This is a genomic window from Actinoplanes siamensis, from assembly GCF_016862395.1.
GTDB lineage: Bacteria > Actinomycetota > Actinomycetes > Mycobacteriales > Micromonosporaceae > Actinoplanes > Actinoplanes siamensis.
Window position 1 is genome coordinate 24,755 of the sequence record NZ_BOMW01000070.1, and the last position, 23,453, is coordinate 48,207.

A 23,453-nucleotide genomic window follows, 5' to 3' on the forward strand; every position below is an offset into this window, starting at 1 on the left:
GCATCCACGTCAATCCGGCGAGCGCGGCCGGGTCGCCCGTCAGCGGTCCGGTATCAGGGGAGCCCGCGTCAATCGACCGACCATCTTGTTCCTCCACACCGGTGGTCGGATGTCGGACAGTGCGGGGTTGCGCCCTGTCGGACATCCTCGGACAGGAAAAACCGCCTTTCTCGAGTCTGGGGAGTGAAGCGTTGTCGACAGGTGCCGGGCTCGCGAAGAAGCTCGCGGCGATAGCAGACCGCTCCTTCGCCTATATCGCCATCGCGCTGGTGCCGATATACTTCTTCGTCGCCTATCTGAACAGGGAGTTGGGCCTGGAGAAGCTCGAGAAGGCGTTCCTCGGCTCATCGCTCCTGATTCTCGTCGTCTCGGCCATCGCCCATTCCGCGGGGCTGGCGCGCAGCCGCGACAATCTGGAGCGCATAACCAGCGAGATAGGGTTGCTCAGAGGCGAGGTGTCCGCACTCGCCGAGGCCGATGAGGTCAAAGTCTTCTTCCGCGAAGGACGGAACGAGGTCTACACCGAGACGCTGTCCGCGATCCGCACGGCACGTCATCGCGTCTGGGTCACCTATCTCCGGAACGAGGGCCCGTTGCCGGGCGCTCCCGCGGCCCAACATTTTCAGGCATGCCGGGACTGGGCGCGCGGGTCCAACGACGATGGCAGCACCCGCAGCTTCCGCCGGATCATCATCCGTGGCGACAGTGCCGATCTGCGGGATTTCTGCGAGCAGGAGTTGAAGTTCATAGCCGAACTCGCCGCCAACGGGGAGGAGCCGAACTATGCCGTGAAGGTACTTACCGACCACATCCACCTGGCCAAGGCGTTCAACGTCGGGATCTTCGATGACACCGTGATATTCACGCATCGCCAGGAAAACGAGGCGATCGGAATCTGCATGCGGAGCAAAAGACTTGCCGAGTCGGTCACCCGGCTATATTTCGAGCGGCTCTGGAACAGCAGCGATGCCCGAAAGATCTCCGCGGACGCACTTTCCTGAACGGCCGTCGCGTGAGCACGGCGCGCCTTCCCGCCGGCAGCGAGGAGGAGAGGGTTCATCGTTGTGACGGGCCTGCGACAACCGCTATGAGAGCCAGCTCGCAAGGCCGCGCCGGGCTCATGGCGGCCAAAGCCGCTGGGTGGCAACCATGAGCACCGGCCCGGCGAGCGAAGCCGACACTCATGGTGGCGACGAGCCCGGTCGGTGCGGGCGAAGCCGCCCGGGTGTCCGGGCGACGGTCGGGGCGCGCCCGCGCCGGCCGGCTCAGCGGCGGGCGATCCGGTCGAGATCGCTGATCAGCGCGTCCAGCTCCGCCACCTCCGTGCTGTGGCCGAGCCGCTCGTGGATGTCGCGGGCCTCGCGGAAGGCACGCCGGGCCGCGTCCGGGTCGGCCTGGGAGTGGGCGTCGCCGAGCTTGCGCAGCGCCTCGGCGAGGAACGCCGGCCAGCCCCGCTCGCGCCACAGCCGCACCGACGCCGCGAGGTGGCCGACCGCGCCCGCGTGGTTGCCGTCGGCCAGTTCGATCGTGCCGAGCACGCCGAGCGCGTCCGCGGTGTGGTGCGGCAGGTTGTACTCGCGGGCGATGGTCAGCGCCCGGCTGGCGAAACCGCGCGCCGCCGGGTCCGGCAGGTGGGCCCGGGCCAGCGTGAGCAGCGTCAGGACCTCGGCGTACCGGTCCTGGTAGCGGCGCAGGATCCGGAGCGACTCGTCGAGCGCGGTGATCGCCTCGGCACGGCGGCCCGCCCGCGTGTGCAGCATGCCGATGAACTGCAGCGTGGTCGCCACATACCGCTGGTTGCCCAGCTGGCGGGCGAGCCGCAGGGCCACGGTGAGGTGGTGCTCCGCCCCGGCCGGCTCCAGTGACTCGCCGTGCACGACCGCGCGGGCCACGTGCGCGCGGGCCTGGCCGCCGAGGTGCGCGTGCTGGCCGGCGAGCCGGATGGCGGTTTCGGCGCGCTCGGCGGCCCGCTGGTAATCGCCGGCCGCGGCCAGCGCCCACGCCTGGTCGACCGCCGCGTCGGCGGTGCCGGGGCCGTGCCCGGCCTCGGTGAACAGCGCGAAGAGCCGGTCGGCGTCGCGCAGCATCCGCTCCATGGCGGCGCCCGGGTGATCCGCCTCGTGCCAGGTGGCGAGCTCGATCAGGCCGCGGAGCATGACCGCCTCGCCGAGGCGGTGGCCGGCGGCGCGGCACGCGGCCAGCACGTAGTCGTTGGTGGACCGCCAGTCGATGTAGACGCCCCGGATGTCGAAGTACTTCTCCAGGCAGCCGGCCAGGTCGAAGGCGAGCTCGACGGCGCCGGTGTCGCAGGCCTGCCGGACCGCGGCCACCAGCGAGACACGTTCGGCCGCGAACCAGGCGAGCGGCTCGGGCGGGCCGGGAAGATCCGCCACGGCGGTCTCCGGAGCGGTGCCCCGGACGGCGGCGTAGCACGGGCCCGGGATCCGCTCGCTCATCCGGCGGGCCAGCCACAGGTACGCGCCGAGTCCGGCCCGCACCACCTCCGTACCCCCGCCGGATTCTTCCTCGCGTGCGCGTTCGCGCAGATAGAGCAGGACCAGATCGTGGAAGTGGTATCGCCCGCCACCGGTGGCGTCGGTGCCCGCGTCGAGCAGCAGGTGCGCGTCGACCAGCCGTTCGAGGAGCTCCTCGGCCTCGGCGACCGGCGTGCCGGTCACGGCCGCGGCCAGCCAGGACGGGAAGTCCGGCATCGCGAACAGGCTGAGCCGGCGGGCGAGGCTGCGGCCCGGCTCGCCGATCGCGTGGTAGCTGGACGCGATGGACGTGCGTACCGCCAGATCGCCCGCGACCAGGTGGTCGAGGCGGCCCTGCTCGTCGCGCAGCGCCCGGGTGAGCCGGGACATCGGCCAGGCCGGCCGGGACCGCAGGCGGGCGCCGACGATGCGGACGGCCAGCGGCAGGCGCCCGACCAGCCGCAGGATCGCGGCGCTCTCGGTGGGCTCGCCGCTCACCCGGTGGGCGGCGGCGACCCGGCCGAGCAGCGTCACGGCCTCCTCGTCGGAGAAGACGCCCAGCTGCAGGCGCTCGGCGCCCGCCAGACCGTCCAGGCCGGACCGGCTGGTGACCAGCGCCGCGCAGGCGCCGTCGCCGGGCAGCAACGGCCGGATCTGCGCCTCGTCCGCGGCGTCGTCCAGCACCACCAGCACCCGGCGGCCGGCCGTCCTGGACCGGTACGCGTCCGCACGTTCGGTCAGGTCGATCGGGATGGCCCGCTCGTCCACGCCCAGCGCGCGCAGGAACCGGGCCAGCACGTCGCCCGGCTCGGCCGGGTGCGCCTCGGTCCCGTGCAGGCGCGCGTAGAGCCGGCCGTCCGGGTAGGCGTGCGCGGCCCGGTGTGCCGCGTGCACCGCCAGCGTGCTCTTGCCGACCCCGCCCATTCCGGTGATCGTCACGACCGGGCCCGGCGGGCCGCCCCGGGCCAGCACCTCGTCCAGCCGGGCCACCTCGCTCGCGCGGCCGGTGAAGTCGGCGATGTCGGGTGGCAGCAACGCCGGGACGACTCGCGGGACGTCACGCTCGCCGGGGGCCGCGTCGGCGCGCAGGATCGCCCGTTCCGCGGCCACGAACGCCTGGCCCGGTTCCAGCCCGTGCCCGTCGGCGAGGAACCGGCGCAGCTCGCGGCCGGCGGCCAGCGCGTCGGCCTGCCGGCCGCAGCGGTGCAGCGCCAGCATGAACGCGATCCACAGCCGTTCCCGGGTCGGCTCGTCGCGGGCCATCCCGGCCAGCTCGGGCACGATCTCGCGGTGCCGGCCCGCCTGCAGCTCGGCGTCGAAGAGGTCCTCCCAGGCGGCCAGCCGCTCCTCGTCCAGCCGCCGGCGCATCCCGGCCACGTACGCCCCGGAGGCGTTCGCGAGCGCCGGGCCCCGCCACAACGCCAGCGCCTCCCGCAGCCGGATGGCACGCCCGGCCGGAGCAAGGTCACGCGCGCCCGCGGTGAGCGCGCCGAAACGCAGGTGGTCGAGCTCGTCCGGCCCGGCCCGCAGCAGGTAGCCACCGCTCTGGCTGAGCAGCGGGAGCCGGCCGTGGCCGGCCCGGCGGATGGCCGAGACGTCGGCCTGCAGCTGAGAACGCGCGGTGGCCGGTTCGGCCCCGCCCCACATCGCCTCGGCCAGCGCCTCGACGGTGACCACCCGGTTGGCGTTGAGCAGGAGATAACCCAGGACGGCCCGGTGCCGGGGCCGGGCGACGGCCACCGGCACGTCGCCGAGCCACACCTCGAGACTGCCCAGGATGCGGAATCGCACACTCTCGGATGGCATCGAGTTCAGGCTATCTTCGAGGCCGCCCAAAGTCGATCTTCTGTTGGATCGCCGATCGCATCGGACACACCGGCGCGCCTCCCGGCCGCGGATAAGCCCCGTGCCTCACCGCGACGAGCCGCCCGCCCCGGCCCGCGCCGGGGGCGACCGCTCCCGGCGGGCGACGTCCCGCGCGGCCGGCTCACCGGGAATCAGCGGCTCCCCCACCGGCGCCCCGCGGTCCGCGCTCCGCACCCGGCCGCCATGCTCGATCGAGGTCGCGGCGAGCACGGCCAGTGCGTCCCGGTGATTGCGCTTCATCGTCGCTGTCCGCCGCCCCCGCGTCGGTCGAGCCGCCGCTGCGGCGGCGGTGGCTCGATCCTGCGCCACGGCTTTGTCACGCAAGGCATCCGTACGCCATATGTTTGGTATGCGTGGCGCCCGGCGCCCGCCGGGCGGGCGCCGGGCGGACTCAGCGGCGGGTCTTCGGCAGGTCGTACTGGTCGGCGTCGCGGCAGTCGCCGGGGTCACCGATCGCGGCCGGGCCGACCCGGGCGAGCGCCTTCCGGGCCCGTGACCGGCCGAGGTTCCAGGCGTACCAGGGATCGGGCTCCTTGAGATCCTCGGCGATCCAGCTCAGCGTGCACCGGCGCACCGGGTCGGGCAGGCGGGTCAGCGCCGGGGTGGCGTCCGCGGACAGCGCCCGCAGGTACCAGGCGTCGATCTTGCCGGACTGCTCGTAGCGCTTGGCGTTGCGGTTGGCCGCGTAGCCCTCGGGGTCGACTGCCGCGAGGCCGAGCAGCATGAGCACGGCGAGGGCGACGGTGGCCCGCGGGATCCAGCGGCCCTTCCAGCGGACACCGGCCAGCGCGATCATCACGAAGACCGTGCCGAGCAGCAGCTCGAACGACATCACGAAGATGCGCTCGCCGGTGAAGCTGTAGACCCGCTGGTAGGCCAGCATCCGGGAGAGCGCCGAGGCGACGATGACGACGCTCAGCACGCAGAGCAGCCCGAGCAGGACCCGCAGCAGGAGCCGCTCGACCGGCAGGTCCCGCTTGGCCCACCGGGCCAGCCCGGCGAGCACCGCGAGGGTCAGCAGCGTGACGGCGACCAGTTGCCAGAAGCCGCTCCGGGCGTACTCCGCGTAGCTGAGGCCGGCCGTCTTCAGCACGTGCCGGCTGCCGCCGAAGAGCACGGCGAACTGCACCGCCACGAACCCGCCGAAGAGCACCACCAGCGCGGCGCAGGCGGGCGCCCACTCGATCAGCCCGAACCGGCCCCGCCCCTCGGTGTCCAGGCTGGACGTCGAGGGCGGCGCCGACAGCGTGTAAATGCCGGCCACCGCGATCAGGCCGCCGACGGCCGCCAGGAAGACCCAGCGGAACACCGGGCCGATGGCGAGGTCGGGCACGGCCTGGTCGAGCAACGTCGAGAACGCGACGTCGGCCGAGGACAGGAGCGCGCCGAAGAGCAGCAGGACCACGATGGTGAGACCGGCCGAGAAGCCGATCCGCCGGGCCATCCCGGGGCTGCGGCTCGCCGACAGGTGCCGGCGGACCCAGGGGATGCCCTGGAACGCGGCGTACGGGGTGGCCACCAGGCTGAACAGGATGGACCGGACCTGGCGCCCGCCCACGATGGCCAGGGCCGTGCAGCCCAGGGCGCCGAGCACGCTGAACGTCACCAGCCACCAGGCGTTGCGCACGGCCGGGACGGCGAGCAGGGCGAGCGCCGCCACCGCCCAGCCGGAGCGGATCCACCGTTCGGAGTGCGGCAGGTCGGCGGAGCGGCGTACCCCGAGGACGACGCCCGCGGCCAGCACCAGCCAGCCGATGAACCAGCCGACGCCGACCCGGTCCAGCGGCACGAAGCAGGCGACGCCGAGCGCGCCGGCCAGCACGCCGGCCGGCACCGCCCGGCCCCGGGCGCCGACCGGGCCGGGCCAGTGCTTCTCCCGGAACCGCTGCCAGGCGGACGGCTCCGGCTGGTACACCCGGAACGGGACCGGCCCGTCGGGCCGGGGCCGCGGGGCGTACCCGGCGGGCGGCTCGCGGTGGACCGCCGTGGCGGGTGGCGCGGCGCTCTCGGCGGGACGATCCAGATCGGACGTCGCTGTGCCCGCCGCGCTGTCGGGGGCGGCGCTGCGACCGGCAGCGGCCGGAGCGGGAGCGGCAGCCACGGTGACAGCCGGTGAGGGAGCGGCAGCCGGCGGAGGAGACGCCGCCACGGTGGCGGCCGGCGGGGCGACCGCAGGAGCGGCCGGGGTGGTCGCGCTCACCGCACCGGCGGGGGCGGCCGGCGCGGTCGCCACCGGGCCGGCGGCATCCGGCGCCGGCACCAGCGGGAGGAACAGCGCGTACCCACGGGTGCCGGGCGGCACCTGCACCGGGATCGCCCAGGCCGGCGCCCCGTCCGCCCCGGGCCAGGCGATCGACGGGATTCCGTCGACCGGCGGCATGACCAACAGTTGCGGCACCGGCGCGGGCGGCGCCGGGTCCGTCGGGTTTCTCTGCTCTGGTGTCGACTCGGCCACGGCGCCCTCCTAGACGTATGGGTGCGCACACTGTAGGGCGTACGCGCACATACGTCTACGTTGCGACGCTTCCGTATCGCCGCGACCGCTCGATGAGCAGGACAACGTTCCCCGACGGAAGCGTTCCGCAACTCTGCGGAGTCGGCGTGTCGTCCACGAAGTCCTGTCGGTCAGCACGGGTCCCGGCGACGTCACGCGCCGTTAACGTTTTGCTCCTTACCGGACATTGGAGTGTGCGATGACGATCGACAGCCTGCCTGCCGTCTCCGGCGCGGCGCTGGATTATCCGCCGGGTGTGCGCGGCCACGCCGTGATCGTCACCGGCGCGAACCCGGACGGCGCCGAGTCCCTGGCCGTCTGGATCCTCGACCCGTTCGGCACTCCGACCGGGGCCTGGGTGCTGCCGCTGGCCGACCTGGACGGCGCCCGGCTGCTGGAGATCATGGGCATGGTGCGCGGGCGGTGCCCGGTCGGCTGGACGCGGGAGTCGGCGACCGAGGCCCTCGGCGCGGTGCCGGGCGTGCTGCCGGCCGAGCTCGTCGCAAGGCTGCGTGCCGGGAGCCTGGCGATCCCCGAGCTGGTCGCCGAGACCCGGGAACACCGGGCCCGCCACGTGGAGGCGCTGGCCGCGTACCGCGCCACCGCCACCTCCAAGGTCGCGCCGCTGGCCTGGCCGCGCGAGCTGCCGGAGGCGGGCGCGGAGGCCGCCGCGCTCACCCCGCGGCCGTTCCACGCGGCCAGCCCGGCGGCGGCCGCCGCGCTGACCCTGGCCAAGGCGCTGGGCCAGGCCGTCGAACTGTGGCAGGGGACCGAGGAGACCCGGTACCGGCGTCACTATCTGCGCGGGACCCCGCAGCAGCATCTGCCGCCCCGGTGGCTGGCCCATCTGCGGGCCGCCGAGTCCGGTCGGGAGGGCTGAGCGTGTACGCCGTCGTGGACCTGGAGACGACCGGTCGCAAGACCAGCTGGCACGACCGGGTCGTGGAGATCGCCGTGGTGCGTCTCGACGAGTCCGGCCGGACCGTCGACGAGTGGTGCACCCTGGTCAATCCGGACCGGGATCTCGGGCCGCAGGACATCCACCGGATCACCGCGGCGGAGGCCCGCCGGGCGCCGCGCTTCGCCGATCTCGCCGGGCAGATCGTCGCCCGCCTGATCGGGCACACGCTGGTCGCGCACAATCTGATGTTCGACGCCGGCTTCCTCACCGCGGAGTTCGCCAGGCTGGGCCACCAGGTGCCGGTCGCGGCCGGCCGCGGACTGTGCACCATGCAGCTGGCCGGGCAGTTCCTCCCCGGTGTCGGGCGCGGCCTGGGCAGCTGCCGGGAGGCGGCCGGGCTGCCGCCGCACCAGGCGCACTCCGCCCTGCACGACGCCCGCGCGGCGGCCGAGCTGCTCGCGTTCTATCTCCGGCGGGCCGGTGACCCGCCGCGGTGGGCCCCGCTCGTGCACGAGGCCCGGCGAATCGCCTGGCCGGCTCTGATCGACAACGACCTGGCCCCGGTGACCCGCCGCCGGCCCGAGGAGCGCGAGCCGCACTTCCTCACCCGGCTGGTGGACCGCCTGCCCCGGCTCAACGACCCGAAGGGCGATGCCTACCTCGACCTGCTCGACCGGGCGCTGCTGGACCGGCACATCTCGGCGAGCGAGGCGGACCAGCTGGTGGCGACCGCCGAGCAGTTCGGCCTCGCCCGCGTCGACGTGGAGGAGCTGCACCGCGGCTACCTGGACAGCATGGTCACGGTGGCGCTGGAGGACGGCATCCTCACCCCCGCCGAGCGCCGCGACCTCGACGAGGTCGCCGAGCTGCTGGGGCTGGCCGGGGCCGACGTGGACCGCGCGCTGCAGGCCGCCCGCGTCGCACCGGCCACGGCCCGCCCGCGGTTCCGGCTCAACGCCGGCGACGAGGTCGTCTTCACCGGCAGCATGACGCCCGCCCGCGAGGTCTGGGCGGCCGGCGCGGTGGCGCACGGCCTGACGGTCAACCGCGACGTCACCAGGCGCACGCGCCTGGTGGTCGCGGCCGACCCGGACTCCATGTCCGGCAAGGCGGAGAAGGCCCGGCGGTACGGCGTTCCGATCGTGCGTCCGGAGGCCTACCAGGCCATGCTGGACGCCGGCCGGGCGTAGCGGGGCGCCCGGGACGAGCCGTACCGGCCCGCGACGAGATCGCCGGCCGGTGGCTCCGGGACCGCGTCGCCGGACGGCGGTCCCGAAAAAGGCCCGCCGGTGAGCCGGCCATGTTCCGGCCGGCCCACCGGCGGGCCTCGGATCACCCCAGCTCAGTCGGCCGTGGTGACGGTGAACGGCAGTACGATCCCGGAATCCGAGTCCGCGCCGGTCAGGGTGACGCTCGCCGCGCCCGGCCGGGCGGCGTCCGGCACGCTCACGGTCGCGCCGGACACGACGCCGTCCGCGTTGGCGTGCAGTGTGGTGACCGCGAGCCCGGCGCCGAACTCGGCGCGGACGGTCTCGTTCGGCGCGAAGCCGGAGCCGTCGACGGTGATCGCCGTGCCACGCGGGCCCGACGTGGCCGACAGGTGCGCCTCCGGCTGGTAGACCGGCTCGGCCTCCTCAGCGGTCAGGTCGACGGTCCTGGCCGTCGCCGCCTTGCCGGAGCTCTTGGCGACCGTCACGGTGAACGTGCCGGTGCCGGTGGACCGCGAGTCCCACGCCGTGACGTGCACGGTGTAGGTGCCCGGCTGGGCGTAGGCGTGCGTTCCGGTGATCGCGCCGGCCTCGCCGATCGGGGCGTCCTGCGGAACCGTGCCGTCGCCCCACTGGACGCTGGCGTGGGTGCCGCCGGTGCCGCCGGTCACCGAGCCGAGCTGGGCGGAGAGCTCCTCCCCGGCGGTCGCCTTCTGGTTCGCGGCCGCGGTGAACGCCAGCTCCGCGGGGGGAGTGCCGTCGTCGGCGACCGCGAACAGGTGGATCCGGCCCGCGGAACCGGGGTCGCCGGTCTGCGTGGGCAGGGTCACCGAGACCAGGGTCTTGCCCTCCGGGATGCGGTACGGCGCGGTGGCGAACAGGAACGGCTGCGCGCTGTCCCGGTCCGTGCCGAGCAGCCGGTACGCGGACTTGGCGACCACCACGTTGCCGTACGACGGCGTGCCGTTCGGGTTGCCGCCCAGCGTCCAGTCGCTCATCTGGATCGGGATGCTCGCGGTGCTGCCGTCGCTGAACCGCGCGGTGCCGGTGGTGCTCTGGTTCCCCTGGGTCCCGGCGCCGATGAACGAGATGGCGGTGGCGTCGGAGGGCAGGTCCAGCGCGATGGTCCGGCCGTTGCCCGTCGCGTTGTCCGGCTGGCCGGCCGGGGTGGCCGGCAGGGTGAAGCCCAGCGCGGTGCCGGGCACGCTCACCCGCTTGCCCTGGGTGACACCGGCCGCGGCCAGCGCGGTCCGGGAGTACGCCCAGTTCTTGGCGTCGCAGTTGGCCGCGAGCGCGCCGTCGTCACCGATACAGACGGTGTCGAACGCCGAGGTGAGCCCGGACTCCGGCGCGTAGGACACCTGGACGCCGACCGTCGCGGAGCTCTGGTTCGTCCCGTCGCTCACGGTGACCGACGCCTGGTAGAAACCGGGCTTGGCGTACGTGTGCGAGCCGGTGACGCCGTACACGGCGCGCGAGCTCAGGGCCGTCGTCCCGGCGGTGACCGGCGTGCCGTCACCCCAGTTGACGGTGGCCTGGTACTTGCTCGTGTCGCCGCCGGTGACGGTGGCCAGCGAGACCGACGCCGCGGCGCCGGAGCGGGCCTGCACGGTGGGCGCCGCGGTGACGGTGACGTCACCGCCGCCGATCACGACGTCCTCGTCGGCCGAGAGCAGCTCGATCTCGGCCAGGTTCGGCTGCGCCGCCCCGGTGATCCTCGTGACGTCCAGGCGGAACCGCGTGAACCGGCCCGGCTTCTCGATCCTGAACGGACGCGTCTGGTTCCGCCACCGGAACACCTCGCCCTTGCGGGAGTCGAGGGTGGTCCAGCTGATCCCGTCCAGGGAACCCTGCAGCTGCCAGTCGGTGGGGTCGCCGGCGGCGGCGCCCGAGGTGATCGTGTAGTACTCCGGCTTCTGCTTGCCGCCGCGGGCCACCCAGGTGATCTGCGGCGTCGCGGTGGTGAGGGTCAGCTGCGTGGACGACGAGTCGTCGAACAGCTTGGCCGCGTCGACGCCGCCGGTCGTGGTGGCGGCGCCCAGGCCCGGGCCGGTGAGGTCCTGCAGCGGCTGCGGCATGTCGCGTTCCTTGGTCAGCGACGGCGGCAGGTCGTGCTTGCTGGTCCCCCAGGTCGACGGGTTCGGCCCCATCTCGAAGTCGATGGTCGCGCCGTGCGTCAGCTCGGACGCGTCGATCGAGGTCTCCTGGTGCTTGTCCCCGTTGACCGACACCTTCTGCACGTAGACGTTCTTCGTGTTGTTCTTCGGGGCGTTGACCACGATGTCGCCGGCCGCGCGGTGCACCGTCATCCTGGTGAACTGCGGGGAGCCGATCACCCAGCCGGACGAGCCGACCTGCAGCGGGTAGAGGCCCAGCGAGCTGAGGATGTACCAGGACGACATCTCACCGTTGTCCTCGTCGCCGAGGTAACCCTGGCCGATCTCGCCGCCGACGTAGAGCCGCTGCAGGATCTCCCGCACGATGGCCTGCGTCTTGGCGGGGGCGCCGGCGTACTCGTACATGTACGGGATGTGGTGCGAGGGCTGGTTGCTCATGCCGAGCTGGCCCAGGCGTACCGCGCGCGCCTCGGTCATCTCGTGGATGATGCCGCCGTACCCGCCCGGGTGGTCGGCCTTCTCCGGGGTGGCGAAGAACTCGTCGAGCTTCTTCGCCAGCTCCTCGCGGCCGCCGTACAGGTTGGCCAGGCCCTGGCCGTCCTGCTGCGCGGTGAACGCGAAGTTCCAGCCGTTGGTCTCGGTGTAGACACCGCCCCAGTCCAGCGGGTTGCCGTTGAGGAAGTCGCCGTTGGCCTTGCGCCCCTGGAAGAACTTCGTCCTCGGGTCGAACAGGTTGACGTAGTTGCGGGCCCGGTCGAGGAAGTACGCCGACTCCTGCACGAGCTGGTCGCGCCGGTCCTTCGGGGTGGCCTCGTCCTTGGCCAGCGCGGCGGCCATGTTGCCGATGGCGTAGTCGTTGATGTAGCCCTCGAGGGCCCAGGACACCGACTCGCCGGTGGAGGTCGGCGTGTAACCCAGGAACAGCGAGGTCTCGATGCCCTTGCGGCCGACCGCGCCGCGCCCGGAGGCGACCGTGGCGTTCTTGACCGCCGAGTCGTAGGCGGCGAGCGGGTCGGGGAGCTCGACCCCGTTCAGGTACGCCTCGGCCAGCGCGGCGTCCGAGCTGGTGCCGGTCATCAGGTCGGCGTAGCCCGGCGAGGACCAGCGGGCGACCCAGCCGCCGTCACGGTACTGCTGGACGAAGCCGTCGGCGATCCTGGCGGCGACATCCGGGTAGAGCAGCGAGTAGGCCGGCCACACCGTGCGGTAGGTGTCCCAGAACCCGTTGTTGACGTAGATCTGGCCGTCGACGATCTTCGCGCCGGTGGTGGTCGCGGTGGACGTGCCGGTCGCCGCGGACACCGGGCTGGCGTACTGCCAGCGCGGCTTCTCCGCGGTGCCGGTGTTCTCCGACTGCGAGTTCGGGTAGAGGTTCAGCCGGTACAGGTTCGAGTAGAGCGTGACCAGCTGTGTCTCGGTCGCGCCCTGGACCTCGACCCGGGCCAGGCGCTCCTGCCACGCCGCGGTGGCGGCCTGGTGGACCTGGTCGAAGCTCTTGCCGGTGACCTCCAGGTCGAGGTTCTTGCGGGCCTGGTCCAGCGAGATGAACGAGGTCGCGAACCGCAGGGTGACGGGCGTGCCGCCGGCGATGTCGAAGGTGGCCGAGGCGGCCGCCGAGGCGGCCGGCGCCCGGTCGAACGTGCCGGCGTAGAACATCCGGCTCCGGCCCGCGGACAGCCCGCTGCCGTTGTCCACCCAGCCGGTCACGGTCCCGCCCGTCCCGATGGTGAACGTGCCGTTCTGGAAGACCAGGCTGCCGGTGGCCGGCCCGGCCGGGAAGGTGAACCGCGCGACGCCGCCGTGGTCGGTCGGCGTCATCTCCGCGACCAGGCCGTTCTGCAGCTTCACCCGGTAGAGGTCGGGCCGGGCGATCTCGTCGTCGTGGCTGAAGGCGAGCGCCCTGGTGCTGGGCTGCCCGGTGAGGTTGCCACCGGCCGGCACCGGCATGACCGACATCCGGTTGCGGTCCCCCATCCACGGGCTGGGCTCGTGCGAGATCGCGAGGCCCTGCAACGTGGGGAGGTTCGCCGCGTTGTTGTCCCGGTGGTAGACGTACTCCCAGGAGTCGGAGGTGGCGTTGGTGACCGGCGTGAGGAAGTTGAAGCCGTTCGGCAGCGCCGTCAGCGGCAGGTTGTTGCCGCGGGAGAACCCGCCGGACGCGTTGGTCCCGCGCCGCGTGTCGACGTAGCCGGTGAGCGCCGAGCCGTCGATCGCGGCAGGCGTGCCGGTGACCGTCACGTCGTCGACCCAGCCCTGGAAGCGGGTGGCCGCCTTCGCGCCGGGGTTGTCGTAGGCGAGCAGGATGCGGTCGATCGTCTTGCCGTTCGCGACCGCGCCGAGGTCCGACTGCACCGCGTTCCACTCGTCGGCGAAGAGCACCTTCGAGGTGCCCTGGCCGACCGCGGTGAGCGGGTTGCCGTGCTGGTCGAGCGGGGACCGCCCGCTCAGGTAGGTGCCGTCGGTGAAGTGCAGGTCGATCGCCGCGAAGGTGGACGGGTACTGCAGGTCCTCGCCGGTGAGCTCGGGGAAGATCCGGTAGCTCAGCCGCGTCTTCGGCCCGACCGGGATGGCGACGTCGAAGAGCTTGTCGGTCGCGTACGACCGCCCGTCGCCCTCGGCGCTGCCGGCATACCGCAACGAGGCCACGCCGGTGAAGCCGGCGCCGGACTTCTGGTTGGAGCCGCGCACCGGGCCGGCGCCGACGACGCCGACCATCGGGGTGGACGGCGGGCGGACGTCCGAACCGTCGCTGATGTCGAAGTCGGCCAGCTGGATCAGCGAGTCGCCCGAGTTGGCGGTGATGTTCAGCCGGTACCGGGCGTACGCGGTGGTGTTGCTGAACGTGTAGGTGTTGGTGGCGTAGCGGCCGCCGAACGTCTGGCCGGTCCGCTTGTCCAGGTCGGTCCAGGTGGACCCGTCGGCCGACCCCTGCAGGACGAAGTCCTTGGGGTCCCGGCCGGGCGCGTCGTTCGCCGAGGTCAGCGAGTACTTCACCACGGCCACCGGCTGGGCGAGCTGGTAGGCGGCCCAGCCGGTCCGGCTGAACGCCAGCCACTTGGTGGACGAGTCGCCGTCCTTGAGCTTGGCGGCGACCTCGTTCGGCGGGTTCTCGGCGCTCGCGGTCACCGTCGTGACCTGGCCGAGCACGCTGCCGGGCAGGCCGGTGCGGATCGAGCCGGTCAGGTTGCCCTGCAGCGGCTTGCCGTCCGGGCCGAGCTCGGCGGTGCTGGGCGCGGGCTGCTGGTCGGTGGCCTCGAACGAGGAGCTGAAGTCGCCGGGCGCGGGCGCGGCGTTCGCGATCGACGGGACGGCGAGCAGGCCGGCCGGCAGCAGCATGGCGCCGGCGACGGCCATCCACCGTCGAGAAAGGAGGGACGAAGCTCTCACGCGTACCCCAAAAGGAAGCGGAATCAGGTGGACTCGGTCAGAGATCGTCAGCCTCGCCCCCGTCTGACAACGTTGTCAAGAAACAAGCTGGAAATACTGCTTACCGATCTCGCCCGGGCTGCCCGGAGGCGGCCTTTGCGGCGTACGGCCCGATTCCACCAAAGCCCGGCCGGGGACACGGCAGGAGCCCTCTCCCACGTCTTGGGAGAGGGCTCGGGCCGTACCGGCGGATCGGACTTTGCGGGCGGATCGCCTCAGGGCGCGTCCGCCGCGGGCGGGACCTGCGACGGCGCCTCACTGGCCGCCGGATCGGGCGCGGCGGTGGTGGACTGCGACGGCGCCGGCAAGGACGGCGGCGCCGAGGCCGGCGGGGACGGCGGCGCAGCGGTGGCGCTCGCGCCGGGCTTCGGCTGCGCCTGCGGGCCGGGCAGCGGTTTCGCGGCGATCGTGGTCTCCGGGAAGTCGAAGGTCCAGCCGTCGGCGAGCAGGTCCGGGATCAGCGTGCGCAGCGCCTCCACGGTCTGCCGCCGCTCGCCGCCGCCGTCGTGCACCAGGACCACCGCGCGCGGGGTCAGTTGCTGCTCGATCCGCGCGGCGATCGTGGCGGCGCCGGGCAGCAGCCAGTCGTCCGGGTCAACCACCCAGCCCAGCGGGGTGTGCCCGGCCTTCGCGCCGGCCTTCGCCGAGGGACCGAAGTCGCCGTACGGGGCGCGGTAGTAAGCCACCGTCGCGCCCGGGGCGGCCTCGGCGATGGCCGCGTCGGCCGCGTCGATGTCCGCCCGGCTCGCCGCCTCCGGGATGACGCCCAGATCGTCGTGGCGCATCGAGTGGTTGCACAGCCGGTGGCCGTCGGCGATGATCCGGCGCACCAGTTGGGGGTACCATCCGGCGTTCTCGCCGACCACACAGAAGGTCGCCTTGATCTGGTACTGGTCCAGCAGGTCCAGCATCTGCGGGGTGAAGTCGGACGGGCCGTCGTCGAAGGTCAGCGCGAGCCGCTTGCCGGCGTGCTCGGTGCGCACCACCGGCTCGTACCCGGCCGCGGCGGCGTGGATGGTGGCGACCGTGTCCGGGCTCTTGACGTCGTGGCCGGTTTTTCCGAAGTCGCCGGCGGCGGCGCTGCCGACGTGCGCCGGGGCCGGCAACGGCGTCACCGGCCGCCCCTGCAGGGCCGACTTCGTGAAATCCCGCCAGATGTACGACGGCATGGTGTCGCCCTCGATCGGCTTGTTGCGCGCGTCGCGCAGCGGCCCCGGCTTCGCCTTGCCCACCCAGACCACGCTCGCCAGTTCGGGCGTGTACCCGGCCATCCAGGCGTCCTGGTTGTCCGGCGTGTCGAGATACTGCTGGGTGCCGGTCTTGCCGGCCGCCGGGCGGCCCGGGGTGATGTCGTGCTCGCGCACCACGCTCTGCAGCACGGTGGTGACGTCGGCGGCGATCCGCGGGTCCAGCACGGTCGCCGCGCTGTCCGGCGTGGTGTACCCGGCGCCGTCCGAGCCGGTCACCGACTGCACGAAGTGGCGCTGGTGCCGGACGCCGCCGCCGGCCAGGGTGGCGTAGACGGTGGCCAGGTCGCCCGGGACGACCGGGTAGCGGCCCATCGAGATGTCACCGCGGGTGCGGCCGGGCGCCGGGTCGCCCTTGACGTCCACCATCGACTTCCGGCCGTCGTACTTCTCCGGGATGCCCAGCCGCACCGCCGTGTCACGCACCCGGTCCGGACCGATCTGCGCGGTCACCGCGTAGAAGGGGGTGTTCAGCGAGTCCACCATCGCGTGCTGCAGCGTGCACTCGGGGCACTGCAGGTTGTCGTGGTTGCGCAGCGGCACGCCGCGGTCCGGGAACAGCCGCGGTGAGCTGCCGTCCCAGCGGGACTGGTAGGCGATGCCCCGACCCAGCGCGGCGGCCAGCACGATCGGCTTGAACGTCGAGGCGGCCGGGTGCGGGGCTGCCGCGTTGTCGAAGTAGCCGCTGCCGCGCTCGCCGCCGTAGTACGCCCGCACGCCGCCGGTCGCCGGGTCGAGGGCGACCAGGGCCGCCTGCAGTCCGGCCGGCTGGCCGCGCAGCTGGGCCTGCACCGAGCTCAGCGCGGCCTGCTCGGCCGCCTTGTCCAGCGTGGTGACCACCTTCAGGCCCTGGGTGTGCAGCTGCCGGGAGGTGATGCCGTGCCCGGCGAGCTCCCGCTCCACCTGGTCGACGACCAGGCCGAGGGGGCCGCCGATCGGCGAGACCGCCGGCTTGGTCGTCGGGTAGGTGAACGTGGACGGGTCCACCCAGCCGCTGTCCCGGGCGGTCGCCACGATCCAGTTCCAGCGCCGCCGGGCGGCGGTGGGGTCGTGGTCCGGGTCGAAGCCCCACGGGTCCTTGATGACCGCGGCCAGCACGGCGCTCTGCCCGAAGTCCAGCCGGTCCGGCGTGACTCCGAAGTAGGCGCCGGCCGCCGCGGCGATCCCGTACGCGCCGCGGCCGTAGTAGATCGTGTTGAGGTAGGCCTCCAGGATCTCGTCCTTGGAATGCTCGCGTTCCAGGTTCACCGCGAGCGCCAGCTCCCGCATCTTCCGGTCGACGGTTACCGCCTGGCTGAGGAAGGCGTTGCGAGCGTACTGCTGGGTGATGGTGGAGGCGCCCTGCCGCTGCCCGCCGGCGTCGGCCACCATCGCCCGCGCCACGCCTCGCAGCGACACCCCGGCGTGGTCGTAGAAGTCCCGGTCCTCGGCGATCAGCACGGCCCGGCGCAGCTCCGGCGAGATCGCCGACAGTGGCACGTCGTTGTGGTCGGTGGCGCCCACCCGGGCCAGGATGGAGCGGCCGTCCCGGTAGTACAGCACCGACGCCTGCGGTTGCGGCGCGGCGCCGGGGACCGGCACGGACTCGACGTACGCCTCGGCCGCGCCCACTCCGGCGCCGGTCCAGAACGTCAGGACTGCGGCGGCGACGGCCAGGATCCGGCGCCGGCTTCGTTTCTCGGTGGATTCCCGCTGCACATTGATCTAGACGGGACCGGACGCCGGTACGTGGACCATGATCTTCCGTGACCGCGCCGTCACTCCCTCACGCGGGTACGGTGGCCTGCGGTTTCGCGAGATCACCGGCAGGTTGCATGAGATATGTCGCAATCTCACATCTGGTCGGACTCCAGCGTGCCGCCGTTGGCGACGTCCTCGCGCTCGATCTCGTCGAAGCGGATGCGCACCGAGGCCCGCGGCGCCTTGAGGATGTCGACAGCCGCGGCGGTGACCGCCTCGGCGAACTCCCGCCGCTGGTCGAGGGTGCGACCGGACAGCAGTTCCACAGTGATGTTGGGCATGACCCCTCCTATTTCCGTAGGCAGAAACATTGCCCCGGCACACGGAACATGGTCAAGGTCTTGACATGGATCACCCTCACTGTGTTCCGTGCATTGACAAGTCGTTTCATGTAACGAAACACGCGGGTACTCCACGTCATACACCGGAGGGAGCGCACGTGACCACGCTCGACTGGTTCGTCATCGGCGGCTACCTCCTGGTGATGGTCGGCATCGGCCTCTGGGCCGAGAGCCGCGTCCACAACGCCGTCATGTTCGTGGCCTTCGCGGCCGTCGCCTACAACTACGGCCTGGCCATGTGCGTCTGGTGGGCCCTGACCATCGGGATCGGCATCGGGACCGACCCCTCTTTTGAAAGGTGGCTGGGCTGGGCAGCTACGAGCCGGGGCCGCGGATCCTCGCCCTGGCCGGCCGGGTCATGCACCGTTTCGACCCGGCCCGGCAGGCGTCCGGGGCGCTGCGCGCGCTCTGCGAGGCCACCGGCTTCACCACCCACTTCGCGATCCGCAACGCCGACGAGGCGGTGTACGTGGACAAGCAGGAGGGCCGCCGGCCGTACCAGATGCCGTCCCGGATCGGCATGAGCGTCAACCTGCACACCACGGCCATCGGCAAGGCGATCCTGGCGGAGCTCGGCGACGAGCAGGTGCTGGCGATCTGCCGCCGCACCGGCCTGGCGCCGCGCACCCCGCGCACGCTGACCAGCGAGGAGGAGCTGCTGGCCCACCTGGCCCGGGTCCGGGCCCTGGGCTACGCGATCGACGACGAGGAGAACGAGCCGGGCATCCGCTGCCTGGGGGTCGCGGTCTTCGACCACACCGGGCGGGTGCTCGGCGGCATCTCGGTCTCCGCGCTGGCCATGGACCTGGACCTGCCCGGCTTGCAAGCGCGGGCGCCCCAGGTCGTCGCCGCGGCCCGCGACGTGTCGGCGGCGCTCGGCGCCGCGGCGTCCACCGCCCGCCGGTAGCGCGGGGGTTCCCGGCGGCATTCGGCAATGTCAGGTGGACTCGACGTCAAGCAGTCTTGACTGACGCGGTGCTGGGCGTGACCGTCGAGGCGTTGTGGGGCGGCGCGCGCTGACGGCGACGGACGGCTCCAGCCGGAGATCCGCTGGAAAGCCGCCACCGGGCACCGTCAGCACGCGCCGGTGTCGGTGCGCCCTCGCCGCTGAACCAACAGCGTTACTCGGTGAGCACCTTCACGGAGTCGGGGCTGCCGCCGTTGCGGTTGATCGCGACGAAGAAGTCGCCGCCGATGTGGGTGACGTCCTCGATCTCGTCGGTCAGGTTGTTCCCCGGGATCCCGATGTCGGTCTCCACATCGCCGCCGGACCAGTTGTACTGGTAGATCCAGTTCCACCCGGTCTCCGGCGTCGAGTCGTTGATCGACTTGGTGTTCCAGATGTAGTTCTCGGAGCAGTCGATGCCCTGGTCGGAACGGTTGTCGTGACTCGTCAGGCTGCTCTCCACGAGCGTCCATCCGCTGGTCAGCGAACCCGAGCCGGGGTGGGTCCACAGGCTGCCCAGGCGCCGGGCCGCATATTTGCCGGCTCCGCCGGCCGCCGTCGCGCTGTAGCAGAGGCCGCTGATGTTGCCGATCGGCAGATCGACCACCTCCGTCGCGCCGATGGCTCCACCGGAGCTCAGGTGCACGATCGTCACATCGTCGCTGGGAAACGCGGACTGGCTTCCCTGGGTGGCGATCAGGGCCGGGCCCTGGCCCAGGTAGTTCGCGTTGTAGGCGAGGTCGTTGCCGTGGCCGAGCTCGGGCATGGAGACCGGCGCCCCGGAGCAGACCCAGCTCGCGCCGTCCCAGGTGGAGCCGTCACGCGTCCACCGGGACAGGACCGGCTCCCCGGCGCTGCCCTTCGAGAAGATGATGTAGAGCTGGCCGCCCGGACCCGCCACCATCCCCTCCAGCACCGTGCGACCGGCCCGGCACGCGCTGCTGTTCGGGATGTTCAGCCGTTCCGCCCCGCTGCGGTCCGTGGCGGCGTCGGCGGGTGCCGTCGTGGCGAGGGCGATCCCGACCGAGATCGCGAGCACGGACGCGACGCTTGATGATTTCTTCACTTCAGGGTCCCTCCTTGGGGTAGGGGGACGCAGGGTATCAAAGATCATCAACCTGCCGGCGTCGCGTTCCGGCGGCCGGGGCGAGTGCCCGCCGAGGTCGGGGGCAGCCCGCGCTCGCGCTCGTTCAGTCCGCGACGGTTCCCGCCGTCGCCGTCGCGGCCCGCGCCGTGCTGCCCCGCACCACCAGGCGCGGCGTCTCGGTGCGGACGCTCTCCCGGGAGCCCGGGTCGGCGATCGCCTGCAACAGCGTGGTCGCCACCTGGGCGCCCAGCGCGTAGGTGTCCCGGGACAGGCAGGTCAGCGCCGGGTGCACGATCCGGGTCAGTACCGAGTCGTCGAACGAGACGATGGAGAGCGCCCGCGGCACCTCGATGCCCATCTCCAGCGCGACCCCGAGCCCCGCGGCGGCCATCAGGTCGCTGTCGTAGACGATCGCGGTGGGCCGGTCGGCGCGGGACAGCAGCGCCCGGGTGGCGGTGGCCCCCTCGGCGTCGCTGAAGTCGGTGGGCACCGACTCGGCGGCGCGCAGCCCGCGGGCCGCGGCCTGCTCGCGCAGCGCCGCAGTCCGCCGGGCGGTGTGCTGGTAGACAGGCGGCCCGGCGATGTGCGCGATCCGCCGGTGGTCGAGGGCGGCCAGATAGTCCACGATGGTGGTCATCGCCTCGGCGTCGTCGGCCCAGACGCTGGGCAGCCGGCCGGGCTCGCCGGGCAGGCCCAGCGCCACCGCGGGCAGGCCCAGCTCGCGGACCACGTCGATGCGCGGGTCGTCGAGCCGCAGGTCGACCAGGACCAGGCCGTCGACGCGGTGCTCGGAGGCCCAGTCGCGGTAGAGGTCGATCTCGGCGGCGAGGTCGCGGACGAGCTGGATCTGCACCGCGGACGAGCGCGCGGAGAGCACGTCCTGCATGCCGTACAGAATCTGGGTGTAGAACTGCTCGGAGCCCAGCGTGCGCGGATCGCGGGCGAGCACCAGGCCGACCGCGCCGGCCTGCGCGCCGCCGAGCGCGCGGGCGGCCCGGTGCGGCCGCCAGTTCATCTCGCGGGCCACCTCGAGGATGCGCGCGCGGGTCTGCTCGCTGACGCCCGGACGGCCGTTGAGCGCGAACGACACGGCGCCCGGCGACACCCCTACGCGTTTGGCGATGTCCGCGATGGTCGGCCTGTTACCCACGGCGGGCACCCTACTCCCGCTATAGCGTTTAGCCAGCGAAACACACCGCTCAATAAAGTGCGCCACTATTGTTGGCTATATCGATTTAGCTACTCACGATGATGTCCTGACCGGCGGCGAAGACCAGTCGCTGATCATGCTGATCCAGCAGTACGCCGGCGGCTTCTACGGCGACTTCGGCTACGCCTCGGCGCACCCGAAGGCCCTCACCACCCGACAGACCTCTCAGACTCCAGCCGCCCGCGGTTAGAGCTGGCTGAGGCGACCGGCCTGAGCTCTGGGTCCGGCGGGTTGCCGCCCGCCGGACCCCGTGGCGATGCCTTTCCCGATCAGTCCAGCCGCGCTTCGTTGAGCCGCTCGGCGAGGTCGGGCCGGCTGTAGGACGAGAACACTCTCCCGAGTTGCCCGATGAGATAGTCACGCTGCCCCTCGTCGAGCCGGCCGAGGAAGTCCCCGATGATCTCGGCGATCCGCGTGGGCGTGTCGGGACCACGGTCCGCGGCGAAGGACTCGGCGATCTGGTCGAACGGGACCGCCGCGAAGTCACCCGGCTTGTCGAGGTGGTGTTTCAGCCAGTAGCTGCGGGCCACCTCGGGGCGGGAGAAAACCTGCTCCCGGAGGAACTCGAGCTCGACGAGGTCGGTCTCCCAGCGCAGTCTCTCGACGGCGGCCTGCCGCCGAATCGCCTGCATCTCGTTGTACGCGGCCAGGACGTCCGGACTCACCTCCAACTCGACGTCCGCCCCGACGATCGACATATCGCCGTCGAACCGGCGTACCCACTGCCGGTCGAGCAGCAGGTTCAGTTCAGATTCGAGGTACGCGGCGTGCGCGACGTAGACCCGGGAGGAGAGCTCTGCCGCGCGCCTGTGGAGGTCGCGCTTAGCCGACTGGAACACTGCCTCCGCGCCGTGCCAGCGCAGGTCGAACGTCGCCAAGAACGGAAGATTCCGATTCCGGCTGCCCAACTCTGTCGTGAACCTGTCCTGCCGAATCCGGGGCGGGACCACGACCGCTGGCTGGTTCCCGGCACCGGAATCGTCCCCGCCGGCGAACCACCGCTGATACCAGCGGCTCTCCGGGACGGTCATCCGGCCACCGCCAGCGGGTCGGCTCGGTGCCGGGTCAACGGATCGATCTGGGTCAGTTGCCTGACAAGCTGGGTCCGGAATTTCCGCGCCTGTGAGTTCTCGTCCTGGCCGAGGACCGGCCGCCACTCGAACAGCAACGAGTGCACGGCCGCACAGTGGGTGCTCATGCCGTCGTCCAGCCCCGCCGGGCGGCCGTGGATCAGCAGATGCGCGATCAGATCGCGATCTTCCGGCCGCTCCCCCGCGATCTCCAACCAGGCTTTGAGCGCCTGCCGGAACTCTCCGCTCGGCTCTCCGCGCTGGCGGAAGAGATCAGCGAGCATTCGGGCCAGGTCGGCGCGCAACTCGTCGTCGCCGGCCAGCTCGCCGAACACCGCTCGGACGTCGGACGGTTCCTCGCTGATCGCTGCCAGCGCACGGAGACCGGCCATCCGCCTCGGACCGTCCTCACCCGTCCAGCTGACGACCTGCCGGAGGACTGCCGTGCGGTGTGCCGGGCGTTGCCACAGGGCTGTGACCGCGCCGATCACCTCGTCGTTGACGATCCCGCGAGCCGCTAGCCAGTTCATCCGGGTGAACGCCGCCTGCGGATAGGCATCAGCGAACGACCCCGCGGAAACCGCCGCGACAGCACCGAGCACCCGGGAATCCGCCGCTTCGGCGGCCCACTGGAGCAGCCGCCGCCGCATGATCGATCCCGCCTCCGGGCTCAGCGCCAGCGCGGTGATCAGATTGGTGACCACCGGGCGCAGTGCCGGGTGAGGCCACCAGGACTGGACCAGGAACCGCAGCTCCGGTGTGTTCGGGCTGGGCATTGCGAGGTGCATGTCCAGCATCGCGGCGGCGACCCGCCCGGCGATCCGCAGGTTGGGCGGTCCGTTCCGCATCGGCAGCACCGCGGCCCATTCCCAGAGCCGTCGCCGGAACTCCCGGGACTGGTCGCCGTGCACGAAGGCCAGCACGGATGCCGCGTAGGCGGCCCGGGTGAACCGGATCTGCCACAGCTCGTCCACCTCGGCCACGACATCCTGGGCGAGCTGGCGAATACCCGGGGTCCCGATCCCGCCCCGGAAGTCACGAGCCTCGCCGAGCGTCGCCCCGAGGCGTTCGGAGCGGTCCAGGACATCCGCAGCCGGTTCACCCTCCAGAAAGGCCAGGGCGATCAGGAACAAACGGGTACGCGGATCGGTGTACTTCCTGAACCAAGCCGCCAGTTCACTGTCCCAGTTCATGAACGCGCTCACCGACATCGCCGCGATGGCCGGCACCGGATCGCGCCGGTCTCGACCGATGATCTCCTCGGCCGCCTCGACGATCTTTCGGAACAGCCTCACCACCTGACTCGGCGTCGCTCCGTCGAGCACG

13 protein-coding genes and 1 pseudogene are annotated in these 23,453 nt (G+C 72.3%); 4 read left to right on the forward strand and 10 right to left on the reverse strand.

Going from position 1 to position 23,453, the window contains the following annotated elements:
- Positions 1-191: 191 nt before the first annotated feature.
- Positions 192-1,001, forward strand: coding sequence for a hypothetical protein (locus tag Asi03nite_RS32150; RefSeq protein WP_203684272.1), 810 nt, complete (start codon positions 192-194; stop codon positions 999-1,001).
- Positions 1,002-1,265: 264 nt separating this feature from the next.
- Here the strand turns inward: Asi03nite_RS32150 and Asi03nite_RS32155 are convergent, their stop codons facing one another.
- From Asi03nite_RS32155 to Asi03nite_RS32165, 3 genes are all read right to left on the reverse strand, one after another.
- A complete protein-coding gene (locus Asi03nite_RS32155; protein ID WP_203684273.1) occupies positions 1,266-4,280 on the reverse strand; it encodes an AfsR/SARP family transcriptional regulator in 3,015 nt (1,004 codons plus the stop codon).
- Between the two features lie 105 nt (positions 4,281-4,385).
- Positions 4,386-4,580, reverse strand: coding sequence for a hypothetical protein (locus tag Asi03nite_RS32160; protein ID WP_203684274.1), 195 nt, complete (start codon positions 4,578-4,580; stop codon positions 4,386-4,388).
- A gap of 151 nt (positions 4,581-4,731) precedes the next feature.
- A complete protein-coding gene (locus tag Asi03nite_RS32165; RefSeq protein WP_239103077.1) occupies positions 4,732-6,795 on the reverse strand; it encodes a DUF4153 domain-containing protein in 2,064 nt (687 codons plus the stop codon).
- Between the two features lie 238 nt (positions 6,796-7,033).
- Between Asi03nite_RS32165 and Asi03nite_RS32170 the strand changes: the two genes are divergently transcribed.
- Both Asi03nite_RS32170 and Asi03nite_RS32175 read left to right on the forward strand, forming a co-directional pair.
- On the forward strand, positions 7,034-7,714 hold the full coding sequence (locus Asi03nite_RS32170; protein WP_203684275.1) for a DUF6218 family protein: 681 nt from the start codon (positions 7,034-7,036) through the stop codon (positions 7,712-7,714).
- Positions 7,715-7,716: 2 nt separating this feature from the next.
- Complete coding sequence (locus Asi03nite_RS32175) at positions 7,717-8,925, forward strand: exonuclease domain-containing protein (RefSeq protein WP_203684276.1); 1,209 nt, start codon at positions 7,717-7,719, stop codon at positions 8,923-8,925.
- A gap of 152 nt (positions 8,926-9,077) precedes the next feature.
- Here the strand turns inward: Asi03nite_RS32175 and Asi03nite_RS32180 are convergent, their stop codons facing one another.
- The 3 genes from Asi03nite_RS32180 to Asi03nite_RS32190 form a co-directional block, all read right to left on the reverse strand.
- A complete protein-coding gene (locus Asi03nite_RS32180) occupies positions 9,078-14,414 on the reverse strand; it encodes a GH92 family glycosyl hydrolase (protein WP_203684277.1) in 5,337 nt (1,778 codons plus the stop codon).
- 287 nt (positions 14,415-14,701) lie between these two features.
- A complete protein-coding gene (locus tag Asi03nite_RS32185; RefSeq protein WP_203684278.1) occupies positions 14,702-17,431 on the reverse strand; it encodes a transglycosylase domain-containing protein in 2,730 nt (909 codons plus the stop codon).
- Positions 17,432-17,565: 134 nt separating this feature from the next.
- Entirely contained in the window at positions 17,566-17,754 is a 189-nt protein-coding gene (locus Asi03nite_RS32190) for a tautomerase family protein (RefSeq protein ID WP_203684279.1), read from the reverse strand.
- Between the two features lie 358 nt (positions 17,755-18,112).
- Here Asi03nite_RS32190 and Asi03nite_RS32195 point away from each other — a divergent pair, with 358 nt between their 5' ends.
- The gene (locus Asi03nite_RS32195) at positions 18,113-18,721 is read left to right on the forward strand and encodes an IclR family transcriptional regulator (RefSeq protein WP_203684280.1); all 609 of its coding nucleotides are present in this window, start codon (positions 18,113-18,115) and stop codon (positions 18,719-18,721) included.
- Positions 18,722-18,935: 214 nt separating this feature from the next.
- On the opposite strand, the gene Asi03nite_RS32200 is transcribed toward Asi03nite_RS32195, so the two are convergent.
- The 4 genes and pseudogenes from Asi03nite_RS32200 to Asi03nite_RS32215 form a co-directional block, all read right to left on the reverse strand.
- Positions 18,936-19,826, reverse strand: a complete 891-nt coding sequence (locus Asi03nite_RS32200) for a hypothetical protein (protein ID WP_203684281.1) — start codon at positions 19,824-19,826, stop codon at positions 18,936-18,938.
- 124 nt (positions 19,827-19,950) lie between these two features.
- Complete coding sequence (locus tag Asi03nite_RS32205) at positions 19,951-20,997, reverse strand: LacI family DNA-binding transcriptional regulator (protein WP_203684282.1); 1,047 nt, start codon at positions 20,995-20,997, stop codon at positions 19,951-19,953.
- A gap of 329 nt (positions 20,998-21,326) precedes the next feature.
- On the reverse strand, positions 21,327-21,935 hold the full coding sequence (locus Asi03nite_RS32210; RefSeq protein ID WP_203684283.1) for a hypothetical protein: 609 nt from the start codon (positions 21,933-21,935) through the stop codon (positions 21,327-21,329).
- A gap of 149 nt (positions 21,936-22,084) precedes the next feature.
- Positions 22,085-23,453: pseudogene (locus Asi03nite_RS32215) on the reverse strand (hypothetical protein); the annotation flags it as partial.